At 47.6% G+C, this 24,246-nt stretch carries 21 protein-coding genes; 7 read left to right on the forward strand and 14 right to left on the reverse strand.

What is annotated here, in order from left to right; all coding sequences use genetic code 11:
* Positions 1-253: 253 nt before the first annotated feature.
* The 3 genes from JGK14_RS27750 to JGK14_RS27760 all read right to left on the reverse strand — a co-directional run bounded on the left by JGK14_RS27750 (position 254) and on the right by JGK14_RS27760 (position 4,199).
* Positions 254-1,405, reverse strand: a complete 1,152-nt coding sequence (locus JGK14_RS27750; RefSeq protein WP_325315727.1) for a glycosyltransferase family 4 protein — start codon at positions 1,403-1,405, stop codon at positions 254-256.
* Positions 1,406-1,734: 329 nt separating this feature from the next.
* Entirely contained in the window at positions 1,735-1,911 is a 177-nt protein-coding gene (locus JGK14_RS27755) for a hypothetical protein (RefSeq protein ID WP_293182277.1), read from the reverse strand.
* Positions 1,878-4,199, reverse strand: coding sequence for an IMS domain-containing protein (locus JGK14_RS27760; protein ID WP_293182275.1), 2,322 nt, complete (start codon positions 4,197-4,199; stop codon positions 1,878-1,880). Before JGK14_RS27760 ends, JGK14_RS27755 begins: the two co-directional genes overlap by 34 nt.
* Before the next feature lie 400 nt (positions 4,200-4,599).
* Here JGK14_RS27760 and pdhA point away from each other — a divergent pair, with 400 nt between their 5' ends.
* Both pdhA and JGK14_RS27770 read left to right on the forward strand, forming a co-directional pair.
* On the forward strand, positions 4,600-5,631 hold the full coding sequence (gene pdhA / locus JGK14_RS27765) for a pyruvate dehydrogenase (acetyl-transferring) E1 component subunit alpha (RefSeq protein WP_293182273.1): 1,032 nt from the start codon (positions 4,600-4,602) through the stop codon (positions 5,629-5,631).
* Between the two features lie 244 nt (positions 5,632-5,875).
* Positions 5,876-6,322: a clan AA aspartic protease gene (locus tag JGK14_RS27770; protein ID WP_293231724.1), complete on the forward strand. Its 447-nt coding sequence runs from the start codon at positions 5,876-5,878 to the stop codon at positions 6,320-6,322.
* Between the two features lie 174 nt (positions 6,323-6,496).
* Here JGK14_RS27770 and JGK14_RS27775 read toward each other — a convergent pair whose 3' ends face one another.
* The 3 genes from JGK14_RS27775 to JGK14_RS27785 all read right to left on the reverse strand — a co-directional run bounded on the left by JGK14_RS27775 (position 6,497) and on the right by JGK14_RS27785 (position 10,339).
* Positions 6,497-7,594, reverse strand: a complete 1,098-nt coding sequence (locus tag JGK14_RS27775) for a M24 family metallopeptidase (RefSeq protein WP_293212278.1) — start codon at positions 7,592-7,594, stop codon at positions 6,497-6,499.
* 164 nt (positions 7,595-7,758) lie between these two features.
* Positions 7,759-8,844, reverse strand: a complete 1,086-nt coding sequence (galT, locus tag JGK14_RS27780) for a galactose-1-phosphate uridylyltransferase (RefSeq protein WP_293193243.1) — start codon at positions 8,842-8,844, stop codon at positions 7,759-7,761.
* A gap of 382 nt (positions 8,845-9,226) precedes the next feature.
* Positions 9,227-10,339, reverse strand: coding sequence for a beta-glucosidase (locus JGK14_RS27785; RefSeq protein ID WP_325315728.1), 1,113 nt, complete (start codon positions 10,337-10,339; stop codon positions 9,227-9,229).
* 16 nt (positions 10,340-10,355) lie between these two features.
* On the opposite strand from JGK14_RS27785, the gene JGK14_RS27790 reads away from it, so the two are divergent.
* On the forward strand, positions 10,356-10,499 hold the full coding sequence (locus JGK14_RS27790) for a hypothetical protein (RefSeq protein ID WP_293193245.1): 144 nt from the start codon (positions 10,356-10,358) through the stop codon (positions 10,497-10,499).
* A gap of 7 nt (positions 10,500-10,506) precedes the next feature.
* Complete coding sequence (locus JGK14_RS27795) at positions 10,507-10,662, forward strand: hypothetical protein (protein WP_293193246.1); 156 nt, start codon at positions 10,507-10,509, stop codon at positions 10,660-10,662.
* On the opposite strand, the gene JGK14_RS27800 is transcribed toward JGK14_RS27795, so the two are convergent.
* From JGK14_RS27800 to JGK14_RS27820, 5 genes are all read right to left on the reverse strand, one after another.
* Positions 10,659-12,542 carry a glycoside hydrolase family 2 protein gene (locus JGK14_RS27800; RefSeq protein WP_325315729.1) on the reverse strand — a complete coding sequence of 628 codons (1,884 nt, stop codon included), beginning with the start codon at positions 12,540-12,542 and terminating at the stop codon, positions 10,659-10,661. The genes JGK14_RS27795 and JGK14_RS27800 overlap by 4 nt on opposite strands.
* A gap of 397 nt (positions 12,543-12,939) precedes the next feature.
* On the reverse strand, positions 12,940-13,227 hold the full coding sequence (locus tag JGK14_RS27805) for an STAS domain-containing protein (RefSeq protein ID WP_325315730.1): 288 nt from the start codon (positions 13,225-13,227) through the stop codon (positions 12,940-12,942).
* Between the two features lie 334 nt (positions 13,228-13,561).
* Positions 13,562-14,803: a UDP-galactopyranose mutase gene (gene glf / locus JGK14_RS27810; protein ID WP_293193248.1), complete on the reverse strand. Its 1,242-nt coding sequence runs from the start codon at positions 14,801-14,803 to the stop codon at positions 13,562-13,564.
* A gap of 134 nt (positions 14,804-14,937) precedes the next feature.
* Complete coding sequence (locus tag JGK14_RS27815; RefSeq protein WP_325315731.1) at positions 14,938-16,239, reverse strand: glycosyltransferase family 1 protein; 1,302 nt, start codon at positions 16,237-16,239, stop codon at positions 14,938-14,940.
* A gap of 1,074 nt (positions 16,240-17,313) precedes the next feature.
* Positions 17,314-18,360 (reverse strand): aldo/keto reductase, encoded by a 1,047-nt coding sequence (locus JGK14_RS27820; protein ID WP_293219783.1) that lies wholly within the window; start codon positions 18,358-18,360, stop codon positions 17,314-17,316.
* Between the two features lie 435 nt (positions 18,361-18,795).
* On the opposite strand from JGK14_RS27820, the gene JGK14_RS27825 reads away from it, so the two are divergent.
* Entirely contained in the window at positions 18,796-19,599 is an 804-nt protein-coding gene (locus JGK14_RS27825; protein ID WP_325315732.1) for a DUF4058 family protein, read from the forward strand.
* A gap of 514 nt (positions 19,600-20,113) precedes the next feature.
* Here the strand turns inward: JGK14_RS27825 and JGK14_RS27830 are convergent.
* Positions 20,114-20,422 carry a DUF433 domain-containing protein gene (locus tag JGK14_RS27830; RefSeq protein WP_293182244.1) on the reverse strand — a complete coding sequence of 103 codons (309 nt, stop codon included), beginning with the start codon at positions 20,420-20,422 and terminating at the stop codon, positions 20,114-20,116.
* 378 nt (positions 20,423-20,800) lie between these two features.
* Positions 20,801-22,225 carry a 23S rRNA (uracil(1939)-C(5))-methyltransferase RlmD gene (gene rlmD, locus JGK14_RS27835; protein ID WP_325315733.1) on the reverse strand — a complete coding sequence of 475 codons (1,425 nt, stop codon included), beginning with the start codon at positions 22,223-22,225 and terminating at the stop codon, positions 20,801-20,803.
* A 56-nt stretch (positions 22,226-22,281) separates the two neighbouring features.
* On the opposite strand from rlmD, the gene JGK14_RS27840 reads away from it, so the two are divergent.
* The gene (locus tag JGK14_RS27840) at positions 22,282-22,536 is read left to right on the forward strand and encodes a hypothetical protein (protein ID WP_293271584.1); all 255 of its coding nucleotides are present in this window, start codon (positions 22,282-22,284) and stop codon (positions 22,534-22,536) included.
* Between the two features lie 518 nt (positions 22,537-23,054).
* Positions 23,055-23,540 (forward strand): allophycocyanin subunit alpha-B, encoded by a 486-nt coding sequence (locus tag JGK14_RS27845; RefSeq protein WP_293143458.1) that lies wholly within the window; start codon positions 23,055-23,057, stop codon positions 23,538-23,540.
* A 202-nt stretch (positions 23,541-23,742) separates the two neighbouring features.
* On the opposite strand, the gene JGK14_RS27850 is transcribed toward JGK14_RS27845, so the two are convergent.
* Positions 23,743-24,123, reverse strand: a complete 381-nt coding sequence (locus JGK14_RS27850; RefSeq protein ID WP_293208876.1) for a hypothetical protein — start codon at positions 24,121-24,123, stop codon at positions 23,743-23,745.
* Between the last annotated feature and the right edge of the window lie 123 nt (positions 24,124-24,246).

Here is a 24,246-nt window from a genome sequence, read left to right on the forward strand (position 1 = left end):
CTAAAACCCTATCAGGGATTGAAACGAGGCGATAGACGAAAACAACCAGAAGGTGCTGAGGAGCCGGAAAATACCTAAAACCCTATCAGGGATTGAAACGAGGTCTAAGATGTTGCAAAAGCAGCTTTATTTCGCCGGAAAATACCTAAAACCCTATCAGGGATTGAAACGCTTGCAAGATAAATACCTTGGCTTTTAATGCTGCAACGCCGGAAAATACCTATTTCCCCATCTAGGGCTTGAAACGCCCAAATTACAAAATTATTGGCTCAAAAATAGACTTCTCCACTCTCCTTTTATCCCCTCCCATAACCTCCAGCAGCCGATCGACCGATCGCCCCCAACTAAAATTATCAGCCACAAAACCCGGGCCCGCAACCCGAGCTCTCGCCCCAATTTCAGGCTGCTCGATCGCCCGCTGCATCAAATCAGTCAAATGTTCCCACTCAGGAGCTAACATAAATAAGGTTTCCCCCTCAATTACCACAGCCATAAATTTACTCTCGATTCGCAGTGCAAAGTCCGATCGAGTAAAATCATCAGTCGGGCCACCCTCGGTACAAATTACGGGTAAACCGCAAGCCACAGCTTCCAACACCGGCAGATTAAAACCTTCCGCCAAATAAGCAGAAACATAAACATCTGCTGCTTGGTAAATCTCCGCTATTTGAGCAAAAGATAGCTGGCTCCCAGTATAAATTAATCTCGGTAAAACTCTCGCTCTTTCCGCATCGTCGAGTACAACTCGGCAAGCTTCAGCAATCTCATTTCTGGAGGGATAAAGCAATTCTGAACCTTTCAAAACTAATCTCGCATCGGGATATTTGTCAACTACCGCCGCGAAGGCTTTTAATAAAGGACGAATCCCTTTGCGATCGGTTTGTCCTCCGATGTTTAAAAATATAAAATAGTTTGACCAACCGAAGCTTTCGCGCAGCAATTGACGCCGATCGCCCGAAACAGGATAATAAATCTGAGGATCGATTCCCAAAGGTACAACGGCAATTCGATCGCCCTCAATACCGCTACGAATTAAGCCGGCTTTTGACCACGCTGAAGGTGTAATAATCTTTACTTCTGAATTAACCGGGGTTTGGGCGATCGACCTCACGCCGATCGCCTGCAATACTGTACTGGTAATAATCCCCCATTCTGTGGCTGCAAATACCCAAGTTTCGGTGCTGCTGGATGCTGAAAAGTCCCACGGGCAGTGCATTCGCAGCGTCACGTCGGCTGACTGATTTTCCCCAGGGTTCGGAATGCTGCGGAGCAATCTGTCATTTGGGCGATCGAACAAACTAACTTTCGTCTCCCAAGCTGCGTCTACGTAGGGCATATCCCGGTGAAAAAGCTCAATTTGTCCTGGAGGGCGATGGCTTACGCCCCGGCTTACGCCTACGAGCATTTCTAATAGTTGAAATTGATTGAATACGCAATAGGAATGACAAATAAAACGCCAGCATTCAACAATAATTTGCAATTCAAAACTCCGATCTAAGAATTTAAAATTCTAGCAGAAGAAAGTTCGGCTAACGAGCAATGTACGGGATGTAATATCATATCAATTCCGGCTGCACCGGAATAATATAGAGGAGACGGCAGTGCCGTGTCCCTACAATTGATCGTAGGGACACGGCACTGCCGTCTCCTCCGTCTCCTCCGTTTAGATCATTCCGATGCAAACGGATTTAATATTACCCAAAATCAGGAAACGGCAGTGCCGTTTCCCTACAATTAATCGTGGTAGGGAAACGGCATTGCCGTCTCCTCCTCGCCCGAGGATAATCGATCATTTTGGAGTAGGGAAACGGCATTGCCGTCTCCTCCGTTACTTGGGACACCCAATGCCCAATGTCCAATGCCCAATGCCCAATTCCCTACTTCATCACTTGCCAATCCATAATCCGCCATTGTCCCTCTTGGCGGATCAAGTCGTAGCGAATGCGGAGGTTTTCGTTGCGCGAAGTAACTAACTGTTCGCGATCGAAGGTTTCGGCTTTTTCGCTGACTTGGGCTTCTACTTCGGCGCGATCGGGATTAGTCGGATTTGTCTTAACTCCTTTAACTTCTAGCTTGTGCACGTAACGCTGGTGGGCGTTGTTTTTCTGTTGGGCATCTGCCATCAATTGCCAGCGAGACAAAGCCGGTTCTGTGAGAACTTTCTGTAATTCTTCGACAGCGTGATTGGGGCCCAAAGCCGCTGCTTTCGCCGACAGCCAGTCTTGAACTATTTGTTTGGCTCCTTCTTCCGTCATTGCTCCCGACACTGGGGCGGGGGCGGGGGCGCCAGGCTCTGGGGCAGGGGCTAGTGCGGGGATTTCTATGGGCGGTGCATCGAGGCTGACGCGGGCTTGTTCTCCTTGGAGAGATGGGCCTGAGAGGGCTTGCAAGGCACTCAAAAACAGACTGAGTATTAACCACAGAATTAACAGGCTCAGGACGGCTGCGACGACAAGCAGAGCCAGCTTGTTTGGTGGCAGGGACTTGACTTGGGCCCCAATTTGGGCTGCTAGGGTGCGCGCCCGATCGGCAAAAGAACCTGTTAACCCCTGGCCGATCGCTCCGCTGCGCCGGCTCGAACTCGGGTTCCTGCGCGGTTTGGAGGTCGAGGCCGCAGGCCGTCCCGCCGTAGCTGTCGGGAGAGAGACGGCCGCCGCAGCCCCAATTCCTGCCGCCGTTGCCTGATATTTCGGCGCTGAAGCTGCGCTGGATCTGTCAGTCGGTACGGGGGTCAAGGTGAGACTACTGGCTGCCTGTTTGGCGGCGGGAGGCTGTGGAGGTGCAGGCGGGCGATCGCCGGGTGGTTGCAGTTTCCCCTGAGGTTTGCCCGATCTCGGTTGCACGACGACCCATTCGTTGGCGGTTTCGGCATCCGAGGGCAAAGCTTCTAGGTAAGCTTGGACTTTCGGATCGGCAAAATAATCTTTCAAAGAGACTGACTGGTTTGCCAAGTCGCGGAAGTGAGGAAACACTTCTTCTTGCAGCCAGTGTTCGGCGTACAAGCAGAGTCCTGGCAACAAATCGGGAGAATCTTGGGAATGTTCGCGAATGAACGCGAGGGGTTCTTTTTCCGAACTGAGTTCGAGAGATCTGCTGGCTTCTTCTGTCTGGCCCAGCAGCAGCGAACACACAGCTTTTTCGAGGTGAACGTCTTGGCGGCGGCCGAGCTGCATCAGCATCAGCTTGGCGCGGCGGATCATCGAAGGCTGTCTGGCGGCAAATCCTTGGGCTAACAGAGTGTAGACCGAGAGGTAAGTGGCCACTGCGGAGGGGCGGCCGGCTTCAGCTTCAAATAGGGTCTGCTGCTCGCTACTGGTTAGGTGTTTGCGGAGTTGCTGGACGAAGCGGAGGAAGTCTTCTATTCCTAAACCCGATCGATCGTCCCCCGAGCCATCGATGCCGCCCCGTTCCTCCAGCATTTCTCGCAGGATTTGCAGTCCCTGGCGGCGCTCGGAGACTTTTTCTTCGGGGAGCGATAGTAATTCTAAAATGTTGTACGGACGGAGTTTGTATATATCGGTTTGCATTTCACCCCTCACGCTTGGAAATAAGCTTTCGCGCAGCAGCAGTTCTTGACCTGCGTCTAGTGATTTTGCCGCATTTTGGTATTGACCTTGCTGCCACTGTTCGCGGCCGAGTTCTAGGCAGGCCAGGGCTACGGTTAAAACGATATCGGGCCGCACGAGCTGCGGGTCGCCGAAGCGGCCTTCGTCGATCGCGATGCTGCCATTGTTGAGATACGGGCGCCCCAGCTTCTGTACGAGTTCGTATTCCCCCAGTTCTTGCAGTACGAGCAGGGCTCCTACGAATTGGTTGTCATCGATTTCAATACTTGGAGTGTGGGGGTCAGGAGCAGCGTCTAAAGCCTTAGACTCTGCCGCAACGGTTTCTCCTGCATCTTGCAGGACTGTGGCCGGCCCAGTAGAGGTTTTCGACCTCTGCTTGGCCGCCATGGCTGCTTCCGACTCTCGATCGTAAGTTTTGGCTAAAAAACTGACATCATAAGCTTTGCGCCCGTCTGAGTCTGACAGAACGGCGCAGGCTTCATCGATCAGTTGTTTGCGGGCGACGATCGCAACTTCGGAATACTCCCGGCGTGGAAGCTGTAAAGTTCGATCGCGGTGAGCCTGCTGCAACTGTTCGGCAGTAGCTTGAATCGGTAGACCCAAAATACGGTAGTAATCTAGTGGAATGAGCACTGTCCACTTCCCCAAAGCGCTAGCAACTGAATTAGCCTATCTTAGGTGATGCTCTCACATCAAATCTCAAAAATATGATTTTGATGTGAGCTTCTGAGTCCTGTTAAGGATATCGAGAACTTCCTTCAAGGTACTCCGACTGTTTCCCTCTACGGCGTTTTAGAGTGAGGTTCGCATCCTGCCCCACTTTGAACAAGACCGATCTTAAGTTTTAGACACAACCGCAGCGGGTCGATGTGGCAGTTGGCTCTCCCTATTTTGGCAAATTTCCCATACTAAGCTCATTTTAACAATGCTTGTAACTGCTGCTGGGAAAATGTTCGCCCATTTTATGCTGCGGTTGTGTCCTCTGTCGGTTTACATTTAGATGTTTAGGCAGCCGATCGGGTATTAATTTTTTATGGAACGGACTCTACCAGTTTTTGACGCACAAAGCGTAACTATTTCTCGGGATGAGGGCTTGATGCTCTACGAGGATATGGTTTTGGGGCGCTTTTTTGAGGACAAGTGTGCTGAGATGTACTACCGGGGCAAAATGTTTGGTTTTGTCCACTTGTACAACGGCCAAGAAGCCGTGTCTACTGGGGTGATTCGATCGATGCGCCGCGATAGTACGGATTACGTCAGCAGCACCTACCGCGATCACGTTCACGCTTTGAGTGCGGGCGTACCGGCGCGGGAAGTAATGGCGGAGTTGTTCGGAAAGGAAACCGGTTGCTCGAAGGGCCGCGGCGGTTCGATGCATATGTTTTCGGCAGAACACCGGCTGTTGGGAGGCTATGCTTTTGTGGCTGAGGGGATTCCTGTAGCTACGGGGGCGGCTTTTCAATCGAAGTACCGGCGCGAAGCTTTGGGAGATGAAAGTTCCGATGGCGTGACTGCTTGTTTTTTTGGCGATGGTGCGGCAAATAACGGGCAGTTTTTCGAGTGTTTGAACATGGCGGCTTTGTGGAAATTGCCGATTCTTTATGTTGTGGAAAACAACAAATGGGCGATCGGCATGGCCCACGAGCGAGCTACTTCTGACCCGATGATTTTCAAGAAAGCTCATGCTTTTGGCATGGCTGGAGTTGAGGTTGACGGGATGGATGTTTTGGCGGTGCGGGAAGTCGCGAAGGAAGCTGTAGCGCGGGCGCGGGCCGGCGAAGGGCCGACTGTGATCGAGGCTTTGACTTATCGTTTTCGCGGACATTCTTTGGCAGATCCTGACGAATTGCGCTCTAAGGAAGAGAAGGAATATTGGTTCCCGCGCGATCCGATTAAGAAGTTGGCTGCTGATTTGATCGATCGCACTTTGGCCACTGCTGAGGAATTAAAGGCGATCGAGAAAAAGATTGAAGCAGTCATCGATGATGCGGTAGATTTTGCTGAGAAAAGCCCCGAACCCGATCCGAGCGAATTGTATCGGTATATCTATGCTGAAGATGAATAGTCTTTAGACATATTTAGCCGAATGTTGTTGCAGCCTACAGGTTAAACCTGGAGCATCCCATTTTTGCAAATATACTCGTAGGGGCGAAGCATTTCGGCAGTAAATCTCTGGTTATTACTAATAAATTGTCTGCCGAAATGCTTCGCCCTTACAAAATTGAGATGTACCCTTAAAACCTGTGGCTGCACAAATTTCAAGCTAGAATCAAAGGTAGACTTTGTAGACGAATAGAGAGGCTATTTTTATGATAAATTGCGATCGAAATCAAATCAGCAAAAATATGGGCGCAGTTCGAGTCAAAGTCAAGCTCACGAATGCAATTGATGAAGCCTTAGTCAGTCGAGGATTGCTCAATCCCAATCTGTTGCGCGTGTACGAAGCAGAAGCACTGATAGATACTGGTGCTGTACGTACAGCAATTCCCCTAGAAGTCTGCGAACACCTCGGTTTAAGAATTCGGAGTCAAGAAATAGCCAAATATGCTGACGGCAGACAAGAAACTGTGGGATTGACTGAACCAATTATCATTGAACTGGAAGGGCGCGAGACGATAGAGGCAGCAATGGTTTTAGGCGATATCGTGCTAATCGGTCAAACTGTGTTAGAAACATTAGATTTGCTGGTAGATTGCAAGAATCAGCGTCTAGTTCCCAATCCCGAAAATCCCGAAAGACCTGTATTGAGAGTTTAAGACTAAATCCAGAGGACAGGGCTTGGCCTTTGTCCCTACAATTAATCGGGGTAGGGAAACGGCACTGCCGTGTCCTGATTGTGGGTAATTATTAATTCCGATGTACCGGATTTGATATAACTCGATAATTAATTCGTGTATCCGTATCAAAATCCGCGTCGTGCTTTGCTTCGGCTATATTTCCAGCGGCACCGGGCGCAACCTGCCTGCTACTTCTACACTCGACCAATTCGCATCGAATGTCAAATTTTCCAACTTTCCATCGCTGGAAATTACAAACGTATCCTCAATTTTTGCTCCAGACAAACTCGGATTCCAAGCCACAGCCGTATTCTCTGTTAAAATATCTGAAGTAGCCGGATTCGCCACAATTTCCCGCGCCAAATATCCCGTAGTTCCACCTTGATGGTGTTCCCGAATTGCTTGAGGATATCCGTGCTGTTCGTAAGCAGTTTTTAGTGTCTCGTAAACAGCATTAAGCAATACTCCCGGGCGGCACGAATCTAAACCAGCAGCTTCAATTTCTCTAACTTGTCGGTGCAATTCTGAATGCTGTTTTTCCAGAGAACCAAAACAGACAAATCTGGTTAAATTGGCATACAAACCGCCTCCCCTAGCGCAAAATACTAGCATTGCTTGTCGCCCAATTTTTTCGGCGGTGGCGGTGGCGTGGCGGTACAGCGGCAAACGCCTTTCTCCAGCAACTAATGTCAGGGCTGGATGCAAGCCTCTAGCCCACAATGCCTCTGCACCGGCACCCGCTAGCTGATATTCTGTCCATGTTGGTTTGGCTGCTGAAAGTACCTCTGTCATTGCTTCGCTGGCTAAACTTCCGACTCGCCGATAGCGCTCTAATTCGCTTGACATTATTGTCTGTTTGCGGGATTGTAAAGATGCGATTATTGGCGTTTCTTGGGAATTTGGTCGATCGCACATCACGTTACCGCCCGCAGTGATTTCTTTGACAAAACTCTCGCGCTGTGCAACATCCGCCCAAGGATAGATGTGCATTTGAAAATTTGCGGGAAGTTCTTCATCTTGCAAGCGTTGAGCTTCGATTTCATCTGTCAGCACAAAAGCGTTTTCGGCGGTAATTAATATTTCTGCAACTCCGGTTTCTGCGGTTAGCAATACTGTATTGGAACCGCCCGCTGTGGCCCAGGCAAACCAATCCGTGCCGCGCAACCGCAGGGCGATCGCTCTGGTTTCGGTTAAGGTTTTGCGGATGAATTCGAGTTTGCGATCGACTTCTGGATTTAATGAGTTTATCATAGATGAAAGTTCGGCAGCGGATTGTGTAACGGATATAATATCATGTCTGGTCGATTAACCGCAATCTTGTAGGGGCGGGTTTACTAACAATAATTGCCTAAAAACGCTCGTCTCCTAAACCCGCCCCTCTCCACGGTAAATCTCTAAAATCTAAAATCTAAAATCTAAAATAGATTTACAGCTACTGCTTGCAATTCTTTGGCTTTTTCTTCAGGTAATGCGTCGTTGGCAAACATTCCGGCGGCGAGTTCGGTTCCTGCTAGATATTTTAGCCGATCGCTCGATCGATAGGGCGGATAAAATTCAGCGTGCAAATGCGCCTCTGGATGCGGATTCCCGTCTGTCGGCCCTTGAAACCAAGCCATCAAATAAGGGAATTGGCGCTGCCACAAACCGTCGTATTTAAGGGTGACTGTTTTTAAGGCTTTAGCGAGGGATTGACGCTGTTTTTCCGTCAAATCGATAAATGTGGCAGCGGGAGTTATGGGCGCAATCCAAACTTCGTAAGGGTAGCGGGCGCAAGCGGGCACAAAGGCGATCGCCTCGGAGTCTAAATAAAGAATTCGCTGTTTGTCAGCAATCTCTTTTTGAATCAAATCTTGCAGCAAACCGGAACTGTTTTTTTGATAGTAAACCGACTGACATTCTAACATCCGCGCGGGGACTGGTGGCACGAAGGGATAAGCGTAAATTTGACCGTGGGGATGGTGCAAAGTCACTCCAACTTCGACGCCGCGATTTTCAAAAGGCAAGACGTATTGAATTTCGGGATTGCTGCCGATAACTGAAGTGCGATCGGCCCATACTTCTAACAGCAATTCTAAGTGACTTAACTCCAAAGAACCGAGGGAAGCCTGCGGATCTTGAGTAAAAACAACGACTTCGCAAATGCCCTTAGCTGGCAGAGTTTCGACAATACTTGCAGGTGCGTTGTTCGCCTGAAAAGTCATCGAGGGAAAGCGGTTGTCAAAAACAGCTACATCGTAATCTCCAGGTGGCAATTCTGTCGGGAATTTGGGATTAATTGTCGCAGCCAGCGGGTTGTATTCCGGCGGCGGCATGAAAGTTCTTCCCTGACGGTGGCTGGCGTATGCTACCCATTCCCCCCGCAAAGGATGCCAGCGAAAGTGCGGGTTTGCCTGTACGGGTTCATTGCTGGGACTTACGGCCGCGATACCTTCTGGGATTGGGTAGCGGCTGTAGAGTGTCAGGGGGCGGCCGTCTGGTTTTAGCAATATTTGGGAGTGCATTTTTGTTGGGGCGGGCGTTTTTAATAGATGTTAGGAGTATAACTTCGTGCTGGGAGAATTCGCCCCTATCTAAAGTCGCAATTTTTGTTGAGACTCGGCGGTTGAAACCGCGTCTACACAAACAAAGTCCGCCTTCGCGGACTGAAGAATAAAGGGGGTATTTAAGTATGATTTGGTATGATGCGTGCGATCGCACTTTTAAATATATAGAAAGGCTTAATTCTGGCAAACTTCGACCTTGGATTAAGTCTGTATAATAAACGTCAGCCAAAAGCGATCGCCCTTTTATATCTAATCCCAAATCCGGCTTAAATACCCGCTCTAACTCTTAGTCCGCGCAGGCGGACTTCGTTTGTATAGACGCGGTTTCAACCGCCGAGTCTCAACACTTAAGCAACGGTTCAATCTGCTGCCTTTGAAACTGCAATTCATCCGCCAAAGGCTGATAAATTTCTCGATCGCCCTTTGCATCGCAATAATCCCAAAGACCATTGTAGCAGTGGCGATCGTCATCCCAACCCGGATGGTTGACAATCGGATACAAACAAACTCCGTCTATCGGAACGCCCGCTTTCATTGCCGCCGCTACCTCAGTGCACACATAATTGAACCAGACAGGTCTAAAATCGTCTTCAGTACCCGTTTCTGCGATGAATAAGGGGCGGCCGTAGCGATCGAACACTTCTCGCAGCAATTCGCGAAACGGGCGGTACAGCTTGTCGGTGTATTTCATCGGATCTTCATTGTGAATCCACTGATTGCGATCGTAATAATTCAACCCAATAATATCGAGATACTTTTCCTGGCCGCCGAGTTCGGGGCGAAAACGTCCGGCCAACATATCCCAAGCTTGATATTGAGATAAACGATAACCTTCAGCCGCGTCTTTATCCTCCGGTTTGTCAGGATCGGCAATAATGTTAATTACCGGGTCGATTTGAACGATGCGGGTGCTGGGATTGACTTCCCAAACAGATTCTATCGCGGCGATCGACGCTTTGATTAACTGGATTTTTAGCTCGTCTCCCCGCCCTTTTGCAAACGGATTGATGTAAGCAACATCGCCGCCCGCCCAAGCAATAAATGAAATTTCATTGACAGGTGTCACAAAAGGTGTTTGGTCTGTTTCTTCAGTCAGCACTTGCATAAAAGCGCGCACCATCTTAGCAAACCGGGACACGAATTCGGGACTGAAAATATCAATATCGTCGGGCCAGCCGTAGTGAAACAAATCCCAAATTACCTGCATTTTTGTGTCGCGGGCGGCGCGAATAATTGGTAGGGAACTGGAAAAATCGTATGTTCCGGGAGTCTGTTCGATTAAGTGCCAGCGGAGACCTTCGCGGACTGTGTAAATGCCCTGTTCTTGCAAGCGTTGGTAGTCGGCGATCGCAAAATTATCGTGGCCGGTGGCGGCTGTGACATCGAGGCGTTTTCCCGATCGCAATTTGTGGGTGGAACATTCAAAACCGCCCATGAAAAAACTTTGAAACATTATTAGGTAATGGGGAATGGGGAATGGGGAATGGGGAATGGGGAATGGGGAATGGGGAATGGGGAATGGGGAATGGGGCCTAAAAGCATTGGGCATTAGGAATCGGGAATTGGGCCGAAAAGCATTGGGCATTAGGAATCGGGAAGAGGTTCATAAATGATTGAGACTTGCTATATCCAATAACTTGGAACTGCGGGCAATTACCAATTACCAATTACCAATTACCAATTACCAATTACCAATTACCAATTACCAATTACCCATTCCCAATTACCAATTACCAATTACCAATTACCAATTACCAATTACCCATTCCCAATTAGCACTGAGTAATCGCTGGCGGCTGCGAACTTTCTTCGGGAATATCCCAGCCGAGAGTTGCCGCGGCGATCGCCTCTATGGGAAATTTGGGAGTACGATCGGCATACAGCAAACCGTTAGCTTCTTGGAAAGTATCCGTCAACTGCGTGTAACAAAATCCGCTGAACATTTCCACTCGATTTACCACGTGCAGCAGCGCGGTGTAGCGGTGTTGCAATTCAGAGGTGTCCGACGCGCGCACGTAGCCCCACACCCTGTGAAAATCGGGGTTTTCGCGGCCGGCGCAGGCGATGCCGCCGAATTCCGTCAGCATCACGGGCTGTCCTTGGTGCGGGTGTCCGTCGAGGGTGAGGACTCGCCCGCCGGGACGCCCGCGATCGAACAAATCGGCTAGTTGGACTTCGGGCCCGTAGCGCTTGGCTACAGTTTGCGGGTTGTTGTCGTAGTCGTGAATCGCCAGGATGTCGGTATCTGTGCTTTCCCAGCCGTCGTTACCGATGACGGGGCGAGTGGGGTCTAAGGTTTTCGTCAAAAAATATAAAGCTTGCACGTAGTGGCGGTGGGCCTCGGCTTCGACTAAATTGGGAACTCCCCAGGATTCGTTGAACGGCACCCAGACTACGATACAGGGGTGGCTGGAGTCGCGATCGATCGCTTCCGTCCACTCCCGCGTCAGCCTGTCAACGGCCTTGCGAGTGAAGCGGTAGGCGCTGGGCATTTCTTCCCAAACTAGCAGCCCCAGCACGTCGGCCCAGTACAAAAATCGCGGATCTTCGATTTTCTGGTGTTTGCGGACGCCGTTGAAACCCATTGCTTTGACTAATTCGACATCGTGGCGCAAAGCTTCGTCGGATGGCGCCGTCATCAGGGTATCGGGCCAGTAACCTTGATCGAGCACCAGTCTCAGGTAGTAGGGGCGGCCGTTCAGCATGAAGCGATCGCGCTGAATGCTGACAGTCCGCATCGCGGTGTAAGATTTAATCTCGTCAAGCAGTTTGCCGTCGGCCCACAGCTCGACTTGTGCGTTAATTAATGTAGGTTTTTCCGGACTCCACAGCAGTTCGTTGCGGTAGTCGTCGATACCCGGGTCTGAAAGGGCGATGCGGCGGTGGATTTCGCCGTTGATCACTTCGTAGGTGTCGTTGACCAGCAGCAAACAGCCGATCGACAGTTTAACTTTAATTTGAATCCCCGACTGGCGATCGCCCGCCACAAACGCCTCAAAACCGATTTCCCAGCGTTCAAACTGCGGAGTCCACCGGATGCGATCGATATAAGTGTGAGGCACCAATTCTACCCACACCGTCTGCCAAATGCCAGTCGTGCGCGGATACCAGATGCTGTGCGGTTCCACTTGCCAATCTTGCTTGCCGCGCGGTTTTGCCAAATCTTGCGGGTCGTCCTGGGCCCAAACAGTCACCCGCTGCGGCCCGATGGGGTTAAGAACTGCTGTAATGTCTGCGGTGAAAGGAGTGTGCCCGCCTTCGTGTTCGATGACAAACTGACCGTTTACCCAGACGCGGGCGCGGTAGTCTACAGCGCCGAAGTGGAGGAGAACTCTGCTTTCTGTGTGGGGCAGGTCGAATTCGCGATCGTACCAACAGTTAGCGTGAAAATTCGTGTCGCCGATCCCGCTTTTGATTGATTCGGGAACAAACGGCACTTCTATAGTGTGACTCCAGTCCGTAATGTCGATCGGCTGCACGCAGCGTCCCGCGTCATCATAAGCAAACCTCCACTTACCGTTCAGACAAATCCAGTTACTGCGGCGCAATTGAGGGCGCGGATAACCTGTTTTCCGCCCTTGAACAGTCACCTTATTGTCTAGAGTGGAAGACTCTTCTATATCGCAATTTTCTAGTTCTCTACCTAACCAACTCATCGGCACATCTACCCGAAGTTATATTTATAGGTTAGCGACTATTCCCGCGACTTTGACAAGTTTTTTGCAATCTAATTTATCGTTAAAAAATTAAATTTTTTGACTTCAAACAGCCTGAGCTTTACTTGGTCTTGTGTCCGGCTTTTCTATACTTGTAGGGTGCGTCAGTCAGCTAACAGCGCTTAAAATTAAGCTATGATTCTCACTGACGCACCCTGCGATCGGTATAGGAAGCATGAGTCTTGACTGCAAAGTTTAGCTAGCTACAGTTTGCAAAGCTCCTAAAGGTTCAGCTAGGTCACTTTTGACCAAGAATTTCACAGGTGGTACCCGCCACGTGATTTATCCGTGGAATCAATCCCAAATCGAAAATCGAAAATCCTCTCTTCCCCCGAATTTATCCGTGGGGCTGAAATATCTGTTCTAGTCCCGTGAGTTCAAATAGCATTCTAACTTGTTCGCTCATGGCAGATATCAAAAGTATACATCCGCTGTCTCTAACTAATTTCATAATCGCCACTACAGCCATTAATTCCGAATTTTTAAGGAAAATGATATTTGAGAAATCGAGCATCAGAATTTTGCCACCGCTTTCAATTAGGCGCTCTATTTCTTTCTGAAACTGAGGAAATTGAGAACCTTCCAAAACCTGATGAGACAAAACAGTTTTAACGATAGTGCTCATGTTCACCTTAACCCTTGTTTGAATTGTTTAATAACTTTTGAGAAAAGCAGAGTAAAGTGCGGAGCGCGCACCTTACATTTTTGCCATAAAAAATTGGTTGAAAGCCGGAACCCGATCGCGAGAAATTAAAAGAAGACAATTCATTACCCCAATGCTCTTCCTTATAGGTAGAGGTCGCCCTCATCTGTCAACCGTCAACTGTCAACTGTCAACTGACATTTTTAGCCTTACCAACTCACAGCTTGCAGCTATAGCAATCCTAAATCATTTGTGAATTTCTTACTCCCTCCCCTTAATAAGGGGAGGGTTGGGGTGGGGTAAAAAACTTTACGACTCATTTGGGACTGTTATACTTGCTAGCAGATTTGCCATTGCCGTTAACAGCAGCAACTTCTAGAGAAGCAGCGGCTGGGAGTTCAGCAACTGCGTTCGACGAACTCAAATTAGAGGCAGCATCGTTAAGATTTGCCGCCAATTCAATCACCGGATTGGTCGTAATTTGAGTATAAGTTGTCAAAGCTTGAGCGACAACTTGATCCATGTTGTAATACCTGTAAGTCGCCAGCCTTCCCACAAAAGAAACTCCGGGAGTTGCATCAGCCAAAGCCTTATATTTCTTGTAAATTTCCGCATTTTCCGGACGCGGAACCGGGTAGTAAGGGTCTCCCTCAGCTTGGGGATATTCGTAGACAATGCTCGTTTTTAGATGCTCTTGTCCGGTGAGGTATTTAAACTCCGTGCAGCGAGTATATAAATGCTCATTCGGGTAATTTACCACCGGTGCAGCTTGGTGTACGGGTGCGTTCAGCGTTTCGTGCTTGAATTCCAAGGAACGGTAAGGCAGTTTCCCGTAGCAATAATTGAAATAGGAATCCACCGGCCCGGTATAAATCATTTCCCCGTAAGGAATAAAACTCTCAATCTCGCGGTAGTCGGTATTCAGCATCACCTTGATGTTTGGGTGAGACAGCATCTTTTCAAACATCCGAGTGTAGCCGTGGAGTGGCATTGCTTGATAGGTATCGGTAAAATAGCGATCGTCCCGGTTAGTGCGGGTGGGCACGCGCGCAATCACTGATTTGTCGAGTTCCGACGGATCCATTCCCCACTGTTTGCGAGTGTAGTTGCGGAAGAATTTCTCGTAAAGTTCGCGGCCGACTTTGCCGACAACGACATCTTCGGAAGTGCGAATGTAATCCTTTGGTTCGGCTACTTTTGCGAAGAAATCTTCAACTTCAAATGATGTCAGATTCAGTCCGTAAAGTTTGTTTACGGTGTTGAGATTTATCGGAATTGGCAGCAGTTGACCGTCAACGCTGGCGAGGACGCGGTGTTCGTATGGCCGCCACTCGGTGAACTGCGAAAGGTACTCGAAAACTGGGCGCGAATTGGTGTGAAAAATGTGGGGGCCGTATTTGTGTACGAGGATGCCGTGATTGTCGTAGTGGTCGTATGCGTTGCCGCCGATGTGGTTGCGGGTATCAATTATCAAGACTGTTTTTCCCGCCTGAGTTGCTAGTCTTTCGGCAATAACGCTACCTGCAAATCCGGCTCCGACAATTAAATAGTCAAACATTAAAAAACCTCTGGTAATGGGGAATGGGGAATGGGGAATGGGGAATGGGGAATGGTTATTAGTTATTAGTTATTAGTTATTAGTTATTAGTTATTAGTTATTGGTAGCAACTCCAAACTACTAACTATCAACTGTCAACTGCCAACTGCCAACTGCCAACTGCCAACTGACTTCTTACTTGCGATCGCACTTTCGATCAACCCCAGCATTTCACCCCAGGTATTGTCCCAAGAATTGTCTGCTAAAAAGGCGTCAACTTCGCTCAGCCATTTGGCGCGATCTTCCGAAGTTTCGCCCATAATTTCTTCAGCAGCAGCAACGAATTCTGCCACATTGCTCGCAATCCGAACCAAGCCGTTATCTCCGTAGGGGCGCACCACGTCGCGGATCGCAGTAGAAATCACCGGTTTGCCGGCAGCGAGGTATTCGGGAGTTTTCGTCGGACTAATAAATTTAGTCGATTCGTTAATCGCAAAAGGCAGCATTGCTATATCCCATCCGCCCAGATATGCTGGCAGTTCTTGATAAGATTTGCCGCCGAGATAGTGTATGTTTGGGTGAGTTGGGAGAGTAGCCGGGTCGATTTTCACCACCGGGCCAATTATGACTAAATGCCAGTCCGGCTTCGCTTCGGCAATGCCGCGCAGCAGTTCGATATCCATGCGTTCGTCTATAACCCCAAAAAATCCCAAACGCGGGTGAGGAATATCTTTTTGATCGGTCGGTTCTTCTGAAAGATTTCTCGCTATAGCAAAATGTTCTTTTTCGATGCTGCTGGGGAAAGCATGAATGTTTGGATGCTGGTATTTTTTAGCTTCGTAGAGGCTGTGTCCGCCTGTAAATACAACGTTGGCGCGCTTTAATAGTTGGGTTTCATTTGCTTTTAACTCCGGGTGCGCGCCGTGAAATGCTGACAGTTCATCCATGCAGTCGTAGACTACAGCTAGTGGCTTTAAGTGGTTTGTGAAACTGACAGCCATTGGTGTGTAATACCAGAGGATGTACTGGCTAATTTCGGCTGCTTGAAACAAATCATCAAGCATGGCTTGCTGAGCAGTTTGTGCAGTTTCTTCGCTGATTCCTTCGCTCAGGTGCGGTACTATTATCCAGACTCCGGTTTCGTGAATGCTGACATCAAGCCGCCAATCTGTAGCCGAGCTAAAAACAGGTTCTTCTACAAAAAATACGCGGCGATTTTTGGCGCAGCGGCCTAAGAGATGTTGCGGACGCTGATAGACGAAATTCCACCGCAAATGAGACAGGCAAACTAAATCCGGTGCATCTAAAGCAGCAGGTTTTGATAACTTAGCGCGCAATGCGGGTGAGGGTGCGAATTGAGAGGGAGATTTTGCGGGATCTATCGAGGTAAATCGGATCTCCCATGCTCGACCTTTATTGCTATAATTTTTGTTTACTGAGTTTTCTGGGGGGGACATAATTAGCCTCTGGAATTTGTCAATGAAAATTTGTTAATGAAAATTGGTTGGTGAAAATTTGTCAATAAAATATCCTTCTCAGCAGTGTCTTACTGAAATTCGCAAGCATCAATCTGAGAATTTTTATTTGACGAGCAAGCGCCGCATTCAGTGGGCCAAACAAAGCAAAAGTTTAGCTGCGGAAAAACACGCTTATCTGCTTTTTTCAGTATTGAAACTGGAGATAAGTTAATATTGTTAGACTTGCTATTGTTGCTAAATCTAACTCAGTTTTTCTGCCATTACTTCTATCTGAAGGATGACTTCGTTCTCAGCGCCTAGCTTGCACCCTTTTGAAAAGCGGTTAAAATGCCGATCGCTCTTGTAAAATGACTCTTAACTGGCAGGTACAGGGCGCTAGGATTTGAGATTTGAGATTTGAGCTTTGAGATTGAATAATTGGGAATGACTTATGAATTAAGGGTTTGAAGCTTGGCTACCGTTGCATTGTGTTTTTAAACAGGTGTTAAAACTGAGCAAGTTTTATGTTTTTATTTGGAGGGGAGAGAAAATTTGCGATCGAGCTTTTGTTGCTATTTGCTTTAACAAACTTCGCATTTTTTCAACTTATGCGATCGCACACCTACAAAATTTGTATCTTCATATACAATTGCTTTGCCGAGATTTATGACTTCCGATAGATTAACAATTGACAGTTTATGTATTTGGGTTGAACCCACATCTGGTACCCTTCTCAACTATACCGGAGAAACCAGGTAACAGCCACGAGAAACGTAGGATTTTACGCGAGTCTGCTACAAGAAACCAAGGTGACGAGATTGGTGCAAGATGTGAGGTTAAACTGACGCCCAGAGTACAAATCTCAATCATCCCTCTAAGGGCGGGTTTGCCGATATCTGCGATTCCCGCACCAAATATGGACGCAAACCGCGACTAGAAGATAGCAGCAACTTTACCAGAAAGAATTGGTTTAAAGCCCCAAGCCCGATCGGGATAAATTAAAATCAGACTATTCATGATTCCAATCCTCTTCCTTCCAGGTAGAGGTCGCTGTCAACTGTCAACTGTCAACTGTCAACTGAATGAAAGTCGGCGGCTGTCAATTTTGGCAATTCCCCCTCCAAAGGCAGAATCTTGCACCATCGAACTCTTTAAGAAATCGTGGGGAAAACCCAATTCAATTGCACTTACTTTGTCTAGCTGCTGCATTTGTTCGGGAGTTAATTCAAACTCCAGACAAGCGAGATTTTCTTGAAGTTGCGAGAGTTTGCGGGAACCAACAATCGGAATCACATCGACTGACTGTTGTCGCAACCAATTCAAGGCTACTTGAGAACTAGGTTTGCCAATTTCGGCTGCTATTTTACTAACTTCAGCCGCAATATTGAGGTCTCGTTCGCTAATTTTTCCAGATTCAGGTGAATTAAGTCGTTTAGCTTCGCCTGCGGTTTCTGAAATGTTGTATTTTCCGGTTAGCAAACCGCCTGCTAGGGGGCTCCAAGCTGTGACGCCAATATCGAAGGCTTTTGCCATGGGGAGCAAATCGCGTTCGGGAGTTCGCTCTTTTAAAGAATACTCGATTTGCAAGCCGATAAATGGTGTCCAGCCGCGCAGGTTGGCGATCGTATTTGCTTGAGAAACAATCCAAGCCGGTGTATCGGAAATGCCGATGTAAAGAATTTTGCCGGCGCGTACCAAGTCGTCAAAGGCGCGCATTACTTCTTCGACGGGTGTCGTAAAATCCCAAGCGTGCAGCCACAGCAAATCTATGTATTCAACTTGCAATCGCTTCAAACTGGCCTCTACTGCTTGCACCATATTTTTGCGGTGGTTGCCGAAACCGTTGATTTCGCCATTTTTCATGTTAAGACTGTATTTGGTGGCAACAACCCATTTTTCGCGATCGCCCCCGATGAAGTCACCGACATATTTTTCGCTGGTACCGTTGGTGTAGAGATTCGCGGTATCAATGAAATTGCCGCCCGCTTCTGCAAAGGCGTCGAACATCTTCCGGCTTTCGTCGTAGGAACCGCCCCAACCCCATTCTTCGCCAAAAGTCATGGTTCCGAGGCAGATTTCGGAAACGCGAAGTCCGCTGTGACCTAGTAGTTTGTATCTCATGTCACCTATCTGTTAGTTCATTGCGCTTAAGAGTATATATCTGAATTTGCTGTGTACGCATCAGTCGGAGGTGAGGGGCTTTGGGAGTGCCAAGAGTTCCCAGTTGGATTTTGAATCTTTTGTCAATTTAGGAATTGCAATTAAATAACTTAAGCGATACAGATTTCGGTTCGTAGTGCGGACTTCAGTCCGCACTACGAACTTTCATTCAGTCCAGCGACCAAATTAATACTCTAACTCAAGCTAAAATTGGGCAGTTTTCAGTTGACCTTCTGATTGTAAAGCTCGATCGAGTAAGCATGACTGTCAAAGTCGAAATTTGCCCCTAAAGTAGCTTAGCGCGATCGGCCTTTTCTTCCCAAAAACATCGCCCTTGTCGCAAAATTAACCCAGTGCTAAAATGATTTTAAAATCAACAAATCGCAAAGCAGTCCTATGCCCTCACCCTTTCCCGGCATCGACCCCTACTTAGAACACCCTGATTTCTGGCAGGAAACTCACCATTGGTTAATTTCTCTGATTGCGGAATCCTTAGTCCCCCAAATTCGCCCCAAATATGAGATCGCCATTGAAAAACGTATCTATCAAATTGACGACACCAATGACAATAATGATGACTCGCTTTTAGTAGGTATCCCCGATGTAGCAATCAAACGTCAACCCAATACCCCCGATGTTCCTACCCGTTCAGTTGCAACTGCCACCCTCACAGTTCCCACTACCGTCAAAGTGCCAGCCCCTGAAAAAATTAAACAGACTTACCTAGAAGTACGAGAAATGGCAACTAGACAAGTTGTCACCGCAATTGAAATTATTTCGACCGTCAACAAACGCAGTGGAGATGGCAGAATTACTTACCTCAAAAAACGCCAAAGTATTTTAGGTAGCTTAACCCATTTAGTTGAAATCGACTTGCTGCGAAAAGGGGAACCTATGCCCGTACTTAACAATTCTATTCAAAGCGATTATCGCGTTTTAGTCAGTCGCAGCAATCGCCGTCCCCTTGCCGAACTTTATGCCTTTAATCTGGGCGATTCTCTACCTGTATTTCTACTTCCCTTGCGCGAGGAAGATGTAGAACCTATTGTTAACTTACCAGAATTGTTCGCAGGTGTTTACGATCGCGCGGGTTATGATTATCGAATCGATTATAATCGAGATCCGATACCGTCCCTGTCAGAACAAAAGTTGGTTTGGGCAAAGGAACTTTTACAAGCAACTGGACTGCGAGATAATTAATCCTATTGGGAGCATCTCATTTTCACAAAAAGGATGTTTTTCTACAGTGCGAGCGGGGACAGCACTACAAATACAAAACTGAGATGCACCCATTCTATTTTACCTTATTAATATTAATCAACGTCTATATTATATACAGAAAAATTGCCACTTATACCATTTTTATAAAGATGTGCTATGGATGAAGTCTTAGCCCCCCCGAAATCGCGGGGGGGTGGGGGGTAATATCTAGTGCTACGGGTGCATCTCAGGCAAGGCGAATACATCCGTAGGGGCGAAGCATGACCGCAGAAAATATGGGATGATAACTGATAATTTATATGCGGTCATGCTTCGCCCTCTTCAAAAGTGAGATGCACCCTAGTGCTACTTTATGAAATTGGTATTACAACAACCCCTTAGGAGCGCGAATTAAATAACTTACAATTTTAATTATTGTGGGATGGGCGTCCCGCCCGTCCAGAAAAGACGGGCGGGACGCCCATCCCACAAATATGTGTAAATTATTTAATTTCTATTCCTTAGCTCGCATTCTCACGAAAAATGGTGAAGGCGAAAGCAGAGATTTTTCCTGTTGTACCTGCTCCCATTCCATCCGAATTTCCCGATCGATTTCTGCTTGAAAGTCGAAGTAATAAGCCATTGCTGCATGGGCTTCGGACTGCATCAAATAAGGATGCTGGCGGCACATTTCCTCCACTGACCAACCGTAAGCTAGATAATCCATCACAATCTGAGCAACCCGCACGCGCGGTATCCGCTGCAACCGTGCCGGTTGACCCGCTACTTTCTCGATATGAGGATAAATTAAAGCTGATGTCATTGCTTTTTGTATCTATCTCTACAGGAGCTTAGCATAAATATTATAACACTCAACCAAAATGAAAAGAATTAAAGAAGCCGATCGCCCTTTTATCCGCAAAAAGCGATCGCCAGACTAAGGTACGCACTGCACACCCTACATATAAAGTATGTGCGTCCAGGACTGCGGATATTAGACTTCTTGCAAAAATAGTTAGGACGGGCTAGAAGCCCATCCCACAAAAATCTTTTTTTCTTGTGGGATGGGCTTCTAGCCCGTCCCAAAATTTGATTAAAAGGACTTTTGCAAGAGGTCTAGTGTAAAAAACCCGAATTTGCTACAATCTCTTAGTCCGCCTTCGCGGACTTCGTTTGACAAGCAGCGATTTCAATCCCCAAATCATACAGGGGGTAGCTTCACCAAAAACGCCACACACTCAACATGAGAAGTCTGAGGAAAGAAATCCGCAGGCTGCACCCGCGCTAACTGATAATCCCCATTTTCGCACAAAATCTTTAAGTCGCGAGCCAAAGTCGCAGGCTTGCAGCTAACATAAACAATGCGACTCGGTTTGATTTCCTTGATTGTTTCCAACACCGCGCGATCGCACCCTTTCCTCGGCGGATCGAGCAACACAATATCCGGTGTCAATCCCAAGGAAGGCAGCAAATCCTCTACAGTTCCCACTTGAAAATCGACATTTTTCAAATCATTTAATTCAGCATTTAATCTGGCTTGCTCGATCGCAGTAGGTTGCACTTCTAAACCGATCGCTATTTTGACTTGTTTTGCCAGCGGTAAAGTAAAAGTCCCAATTCCGCAGTAAGCGTCAACCAAAACCTCGCTTCCGTGCAAATTCAACTCCCCGACAATCACCTGCAACAAGGCCTCAGCAGCCTCTGTGTTTACCTGGAAGAAAGTATCTGCCCTTAGCTGAAAATTCAAACCCGCAAACTTTTCTCGCAGATAAGACTGGCCAGCAATGCAGCGAGTTTCTGCACCAAATATCACATTTGTTTGAGCTGCATTCACATTTAAACAAACACCTACAAGTTGAGGATATTGTTTCAGCCACTCAGCAGCTTGTGCTTCAATTCCCGGCAACTCTCCGGTGCGAACTATTAAAGTTAGCAACATTTCTCCCGTGCGCCGTCCGATTCGCAAGGACAAATGACGCAATTCTCCTGTATGTTGCTTTTCGTCATAGACTGGCCAATCCCGCCAGTGAATGTCTTCTTTGACTTCTTTCAACAAAGGATTGAGGCGCGGATCTTGCACCGGACACTGATTTAGATTGACTAATTTGTGGGTGCTTTTTTGATAGTAACCTGCTTGCACTTGACCAGTTACAGAAATTGCTACCGGATAAGTCGCTTTGTTGCGGTATCCCAAAAATTGGGGAAATCCTTCGATTTTTCCCGTTAAGATTTGATCGACTTGCACATCGTTAAATCCGCCAATTCTTTCTAAGGCTTGAATTATTTGATTTTGCTTGGCTGCAAGCTGATATTCATAATCTACGTGCTGCCACTGACAGCCACCGCATTTGTCGGCGACAATGCAGTTGGCTCGGATGCGGTGTTCTGATGCTTCCAGAAGTGTGTCCAACTTGCCTTTAGCATAGCTGGATTTGACTTGCACGAGGCGCACGAGGATGCGATCGCCCGTTACGGTATCGGGCACAAACACCACTAACTCACCAAAACGACCAACTCCGTCTCCGGTGTCTGCCAAGTCGGTAATCTCTATCTCAATCAGTTGACCTTGCTGGCAAGGGTTTGCCACTTTCGTCGAGTTTCGGGTGGGGAATTTAGATTTGGTCACAAGTAGTCGTGGTAGGATTTAATATGGTAATGCAATATCGCTCTCTCTTGTTTGAGATGAGTCGTAGCGAAGCGAGGCGCAAGCCATCGCACTCAAGCTCAAGTGCAGGCAGTCTTCCTGCTTCCGAACCCCTTTCTGCTACAGCCAAAGCTTGCGTTAGACAACATTGTCCTCGATCGAGCCTGTGCGATATGCTATTGGGGCTTGATGGGCCAAAACTCGTGAAACAGTCTAAATGTCTGCCGACATCCAAACTCTCGATCGCAGTTTTTGAATTTTTCCCAGAGTACCTTGGGACACAAGGAAACTAGCTTAGCTAGACAGGCGAGAATCCCCAGCCCATAATCTTTGATTTGGGTTGGGATGAAAGACGCGCGAGGATATGAGCGACCCTCCAAGAGATGTTGAGCGTAGCCAACCAGTAATGGAGGGTGGCGACGAGACGAGCAAGCACTCCGCAGTAATAATTGCGGTAAAATACTCATAGCTTAGATCAAAGAATAACAATCTGGGTCTAAGTCAAAAGTTTTGATGTGACAAGTGGGGCGGGACGTGTTCCTCACTATAAAACGCCGTAGAGGGAAACGATTGGAGTACCTTGAAGGAAGATCTTGATATCCTTGACCGGACTCAGATGCCTACAACATACCGCTTGCGGTTCGTGTAGGAGCGTCACTCACTAAGCATAACGCTTGCGGAGGTTGACCGCCTGCTTCTAAGATCGATTAATGTTAGCAGCAAGGTAAGTCGCCGAAGCAAGAATCTCATCTTTAACAGATGAGAATGTCAATGAATCTTTTCCTCAAATATCCTCAAATTTTGAATAACAATGAGCGTAGTTAGCCAATTTATTCTCCAAGCCGATGACGAACTTCGTTATCCCAGTACCGGCGAACTCCAAAGCATCAATGATTTTTTTAAGACGGGAGAACAGCGGGTGCGTATTGCTACTGCGTTGTCTGACAGTGAGAAAAAAATTGTTGAAGAAGCTAGCAAAAAACTTTGGAAAAAACGCCCTGATTTTATCTCCCCAGGGGGCAATGCTTACGGCCAGCGCGAACGGGCTTTGTGTCTGCGCGATTACGGCTGGTATTTGCGCCTGATTACCTACGGTATCTTGGCCGGTGACAAGGAACCGATCGAAAGCATCGGTTTGATTGGCGTTCGGGAAATGTACAATTCTCTGGGCGTTCCTGTTCCTGGCATGGTTGAAGCTATTCGCTGTTTGAAGGAAGCTTCTTTGGCTTTGCTCAATCAGGATGATGCTAGGGAAGCTGCTCCTTATTTTGATTATATCGCTCAAGCAATGTCTTAGTTGAAGAGGCGATTTTTTTCATGGATGTGGCGGAACATTCGCGGGTGATTTTTGGGGTAATTTTATCTCGCCATTGCTCGCAAATGTTTCGCTTCTGTTGACAGTTGACAGTTGACAGAATCGAAGGCAATGGTTTGAGCAATTAACAGCTTCCTCATAGTTGGGCGCAGTTACTCTAGTTAGGAAATATGCTAAGTTTCTGTTAGGAAGCAATGCAGTTTGCGCTTTCCCAGATTTCGAGAATGTCTTGTCTTTCAATGCACATTTCAATTAAAAAGTCAAGGGTTTTTTGGAGATATTGTTTTTTGAATTTCCGGCTGTCGTACTGAATCGATGTTTTGAGCTGCGAGAGTTGTCCAAGTGTGGGGCAGGTTTGGATTTGATGGGCGATCGCATTTTGCCATTCTTCCAACTTGCGGTACGAGATAAATTGTCCGCCGCCTTGATGATGCACGAACACTACGTAAGCCCAGGATTCGACTCGCTTAATCAGATTTTGACTTATTTTCAGGAATTTGGCGATCGATCGGGCGGTGATACGGAGCTTTTTCGAGGGTTGGATGCGGCGAAACAGTGGTGTCATGGCTGAGTCACTCCTGAACTTGGGTGAGTTGGTGTATTCATGTATTATATCATTCTACACGAATGCAGACAACTTGCAGTAATGTTTCTAAATGTGTCATGCTGAAATCCTGTGTGCAGCCTC

The organism is Microcoleus sp. PH2017_28_MFU_U_A (genome assembly GCF_020738035.1).
In the GTDB taxonomy this organism is placed as follows: Bacteria; Cyanobacteriota; Cyanobacteriia; order Cyanobacteriales; family Microcoleaceae; genus Microcoleus.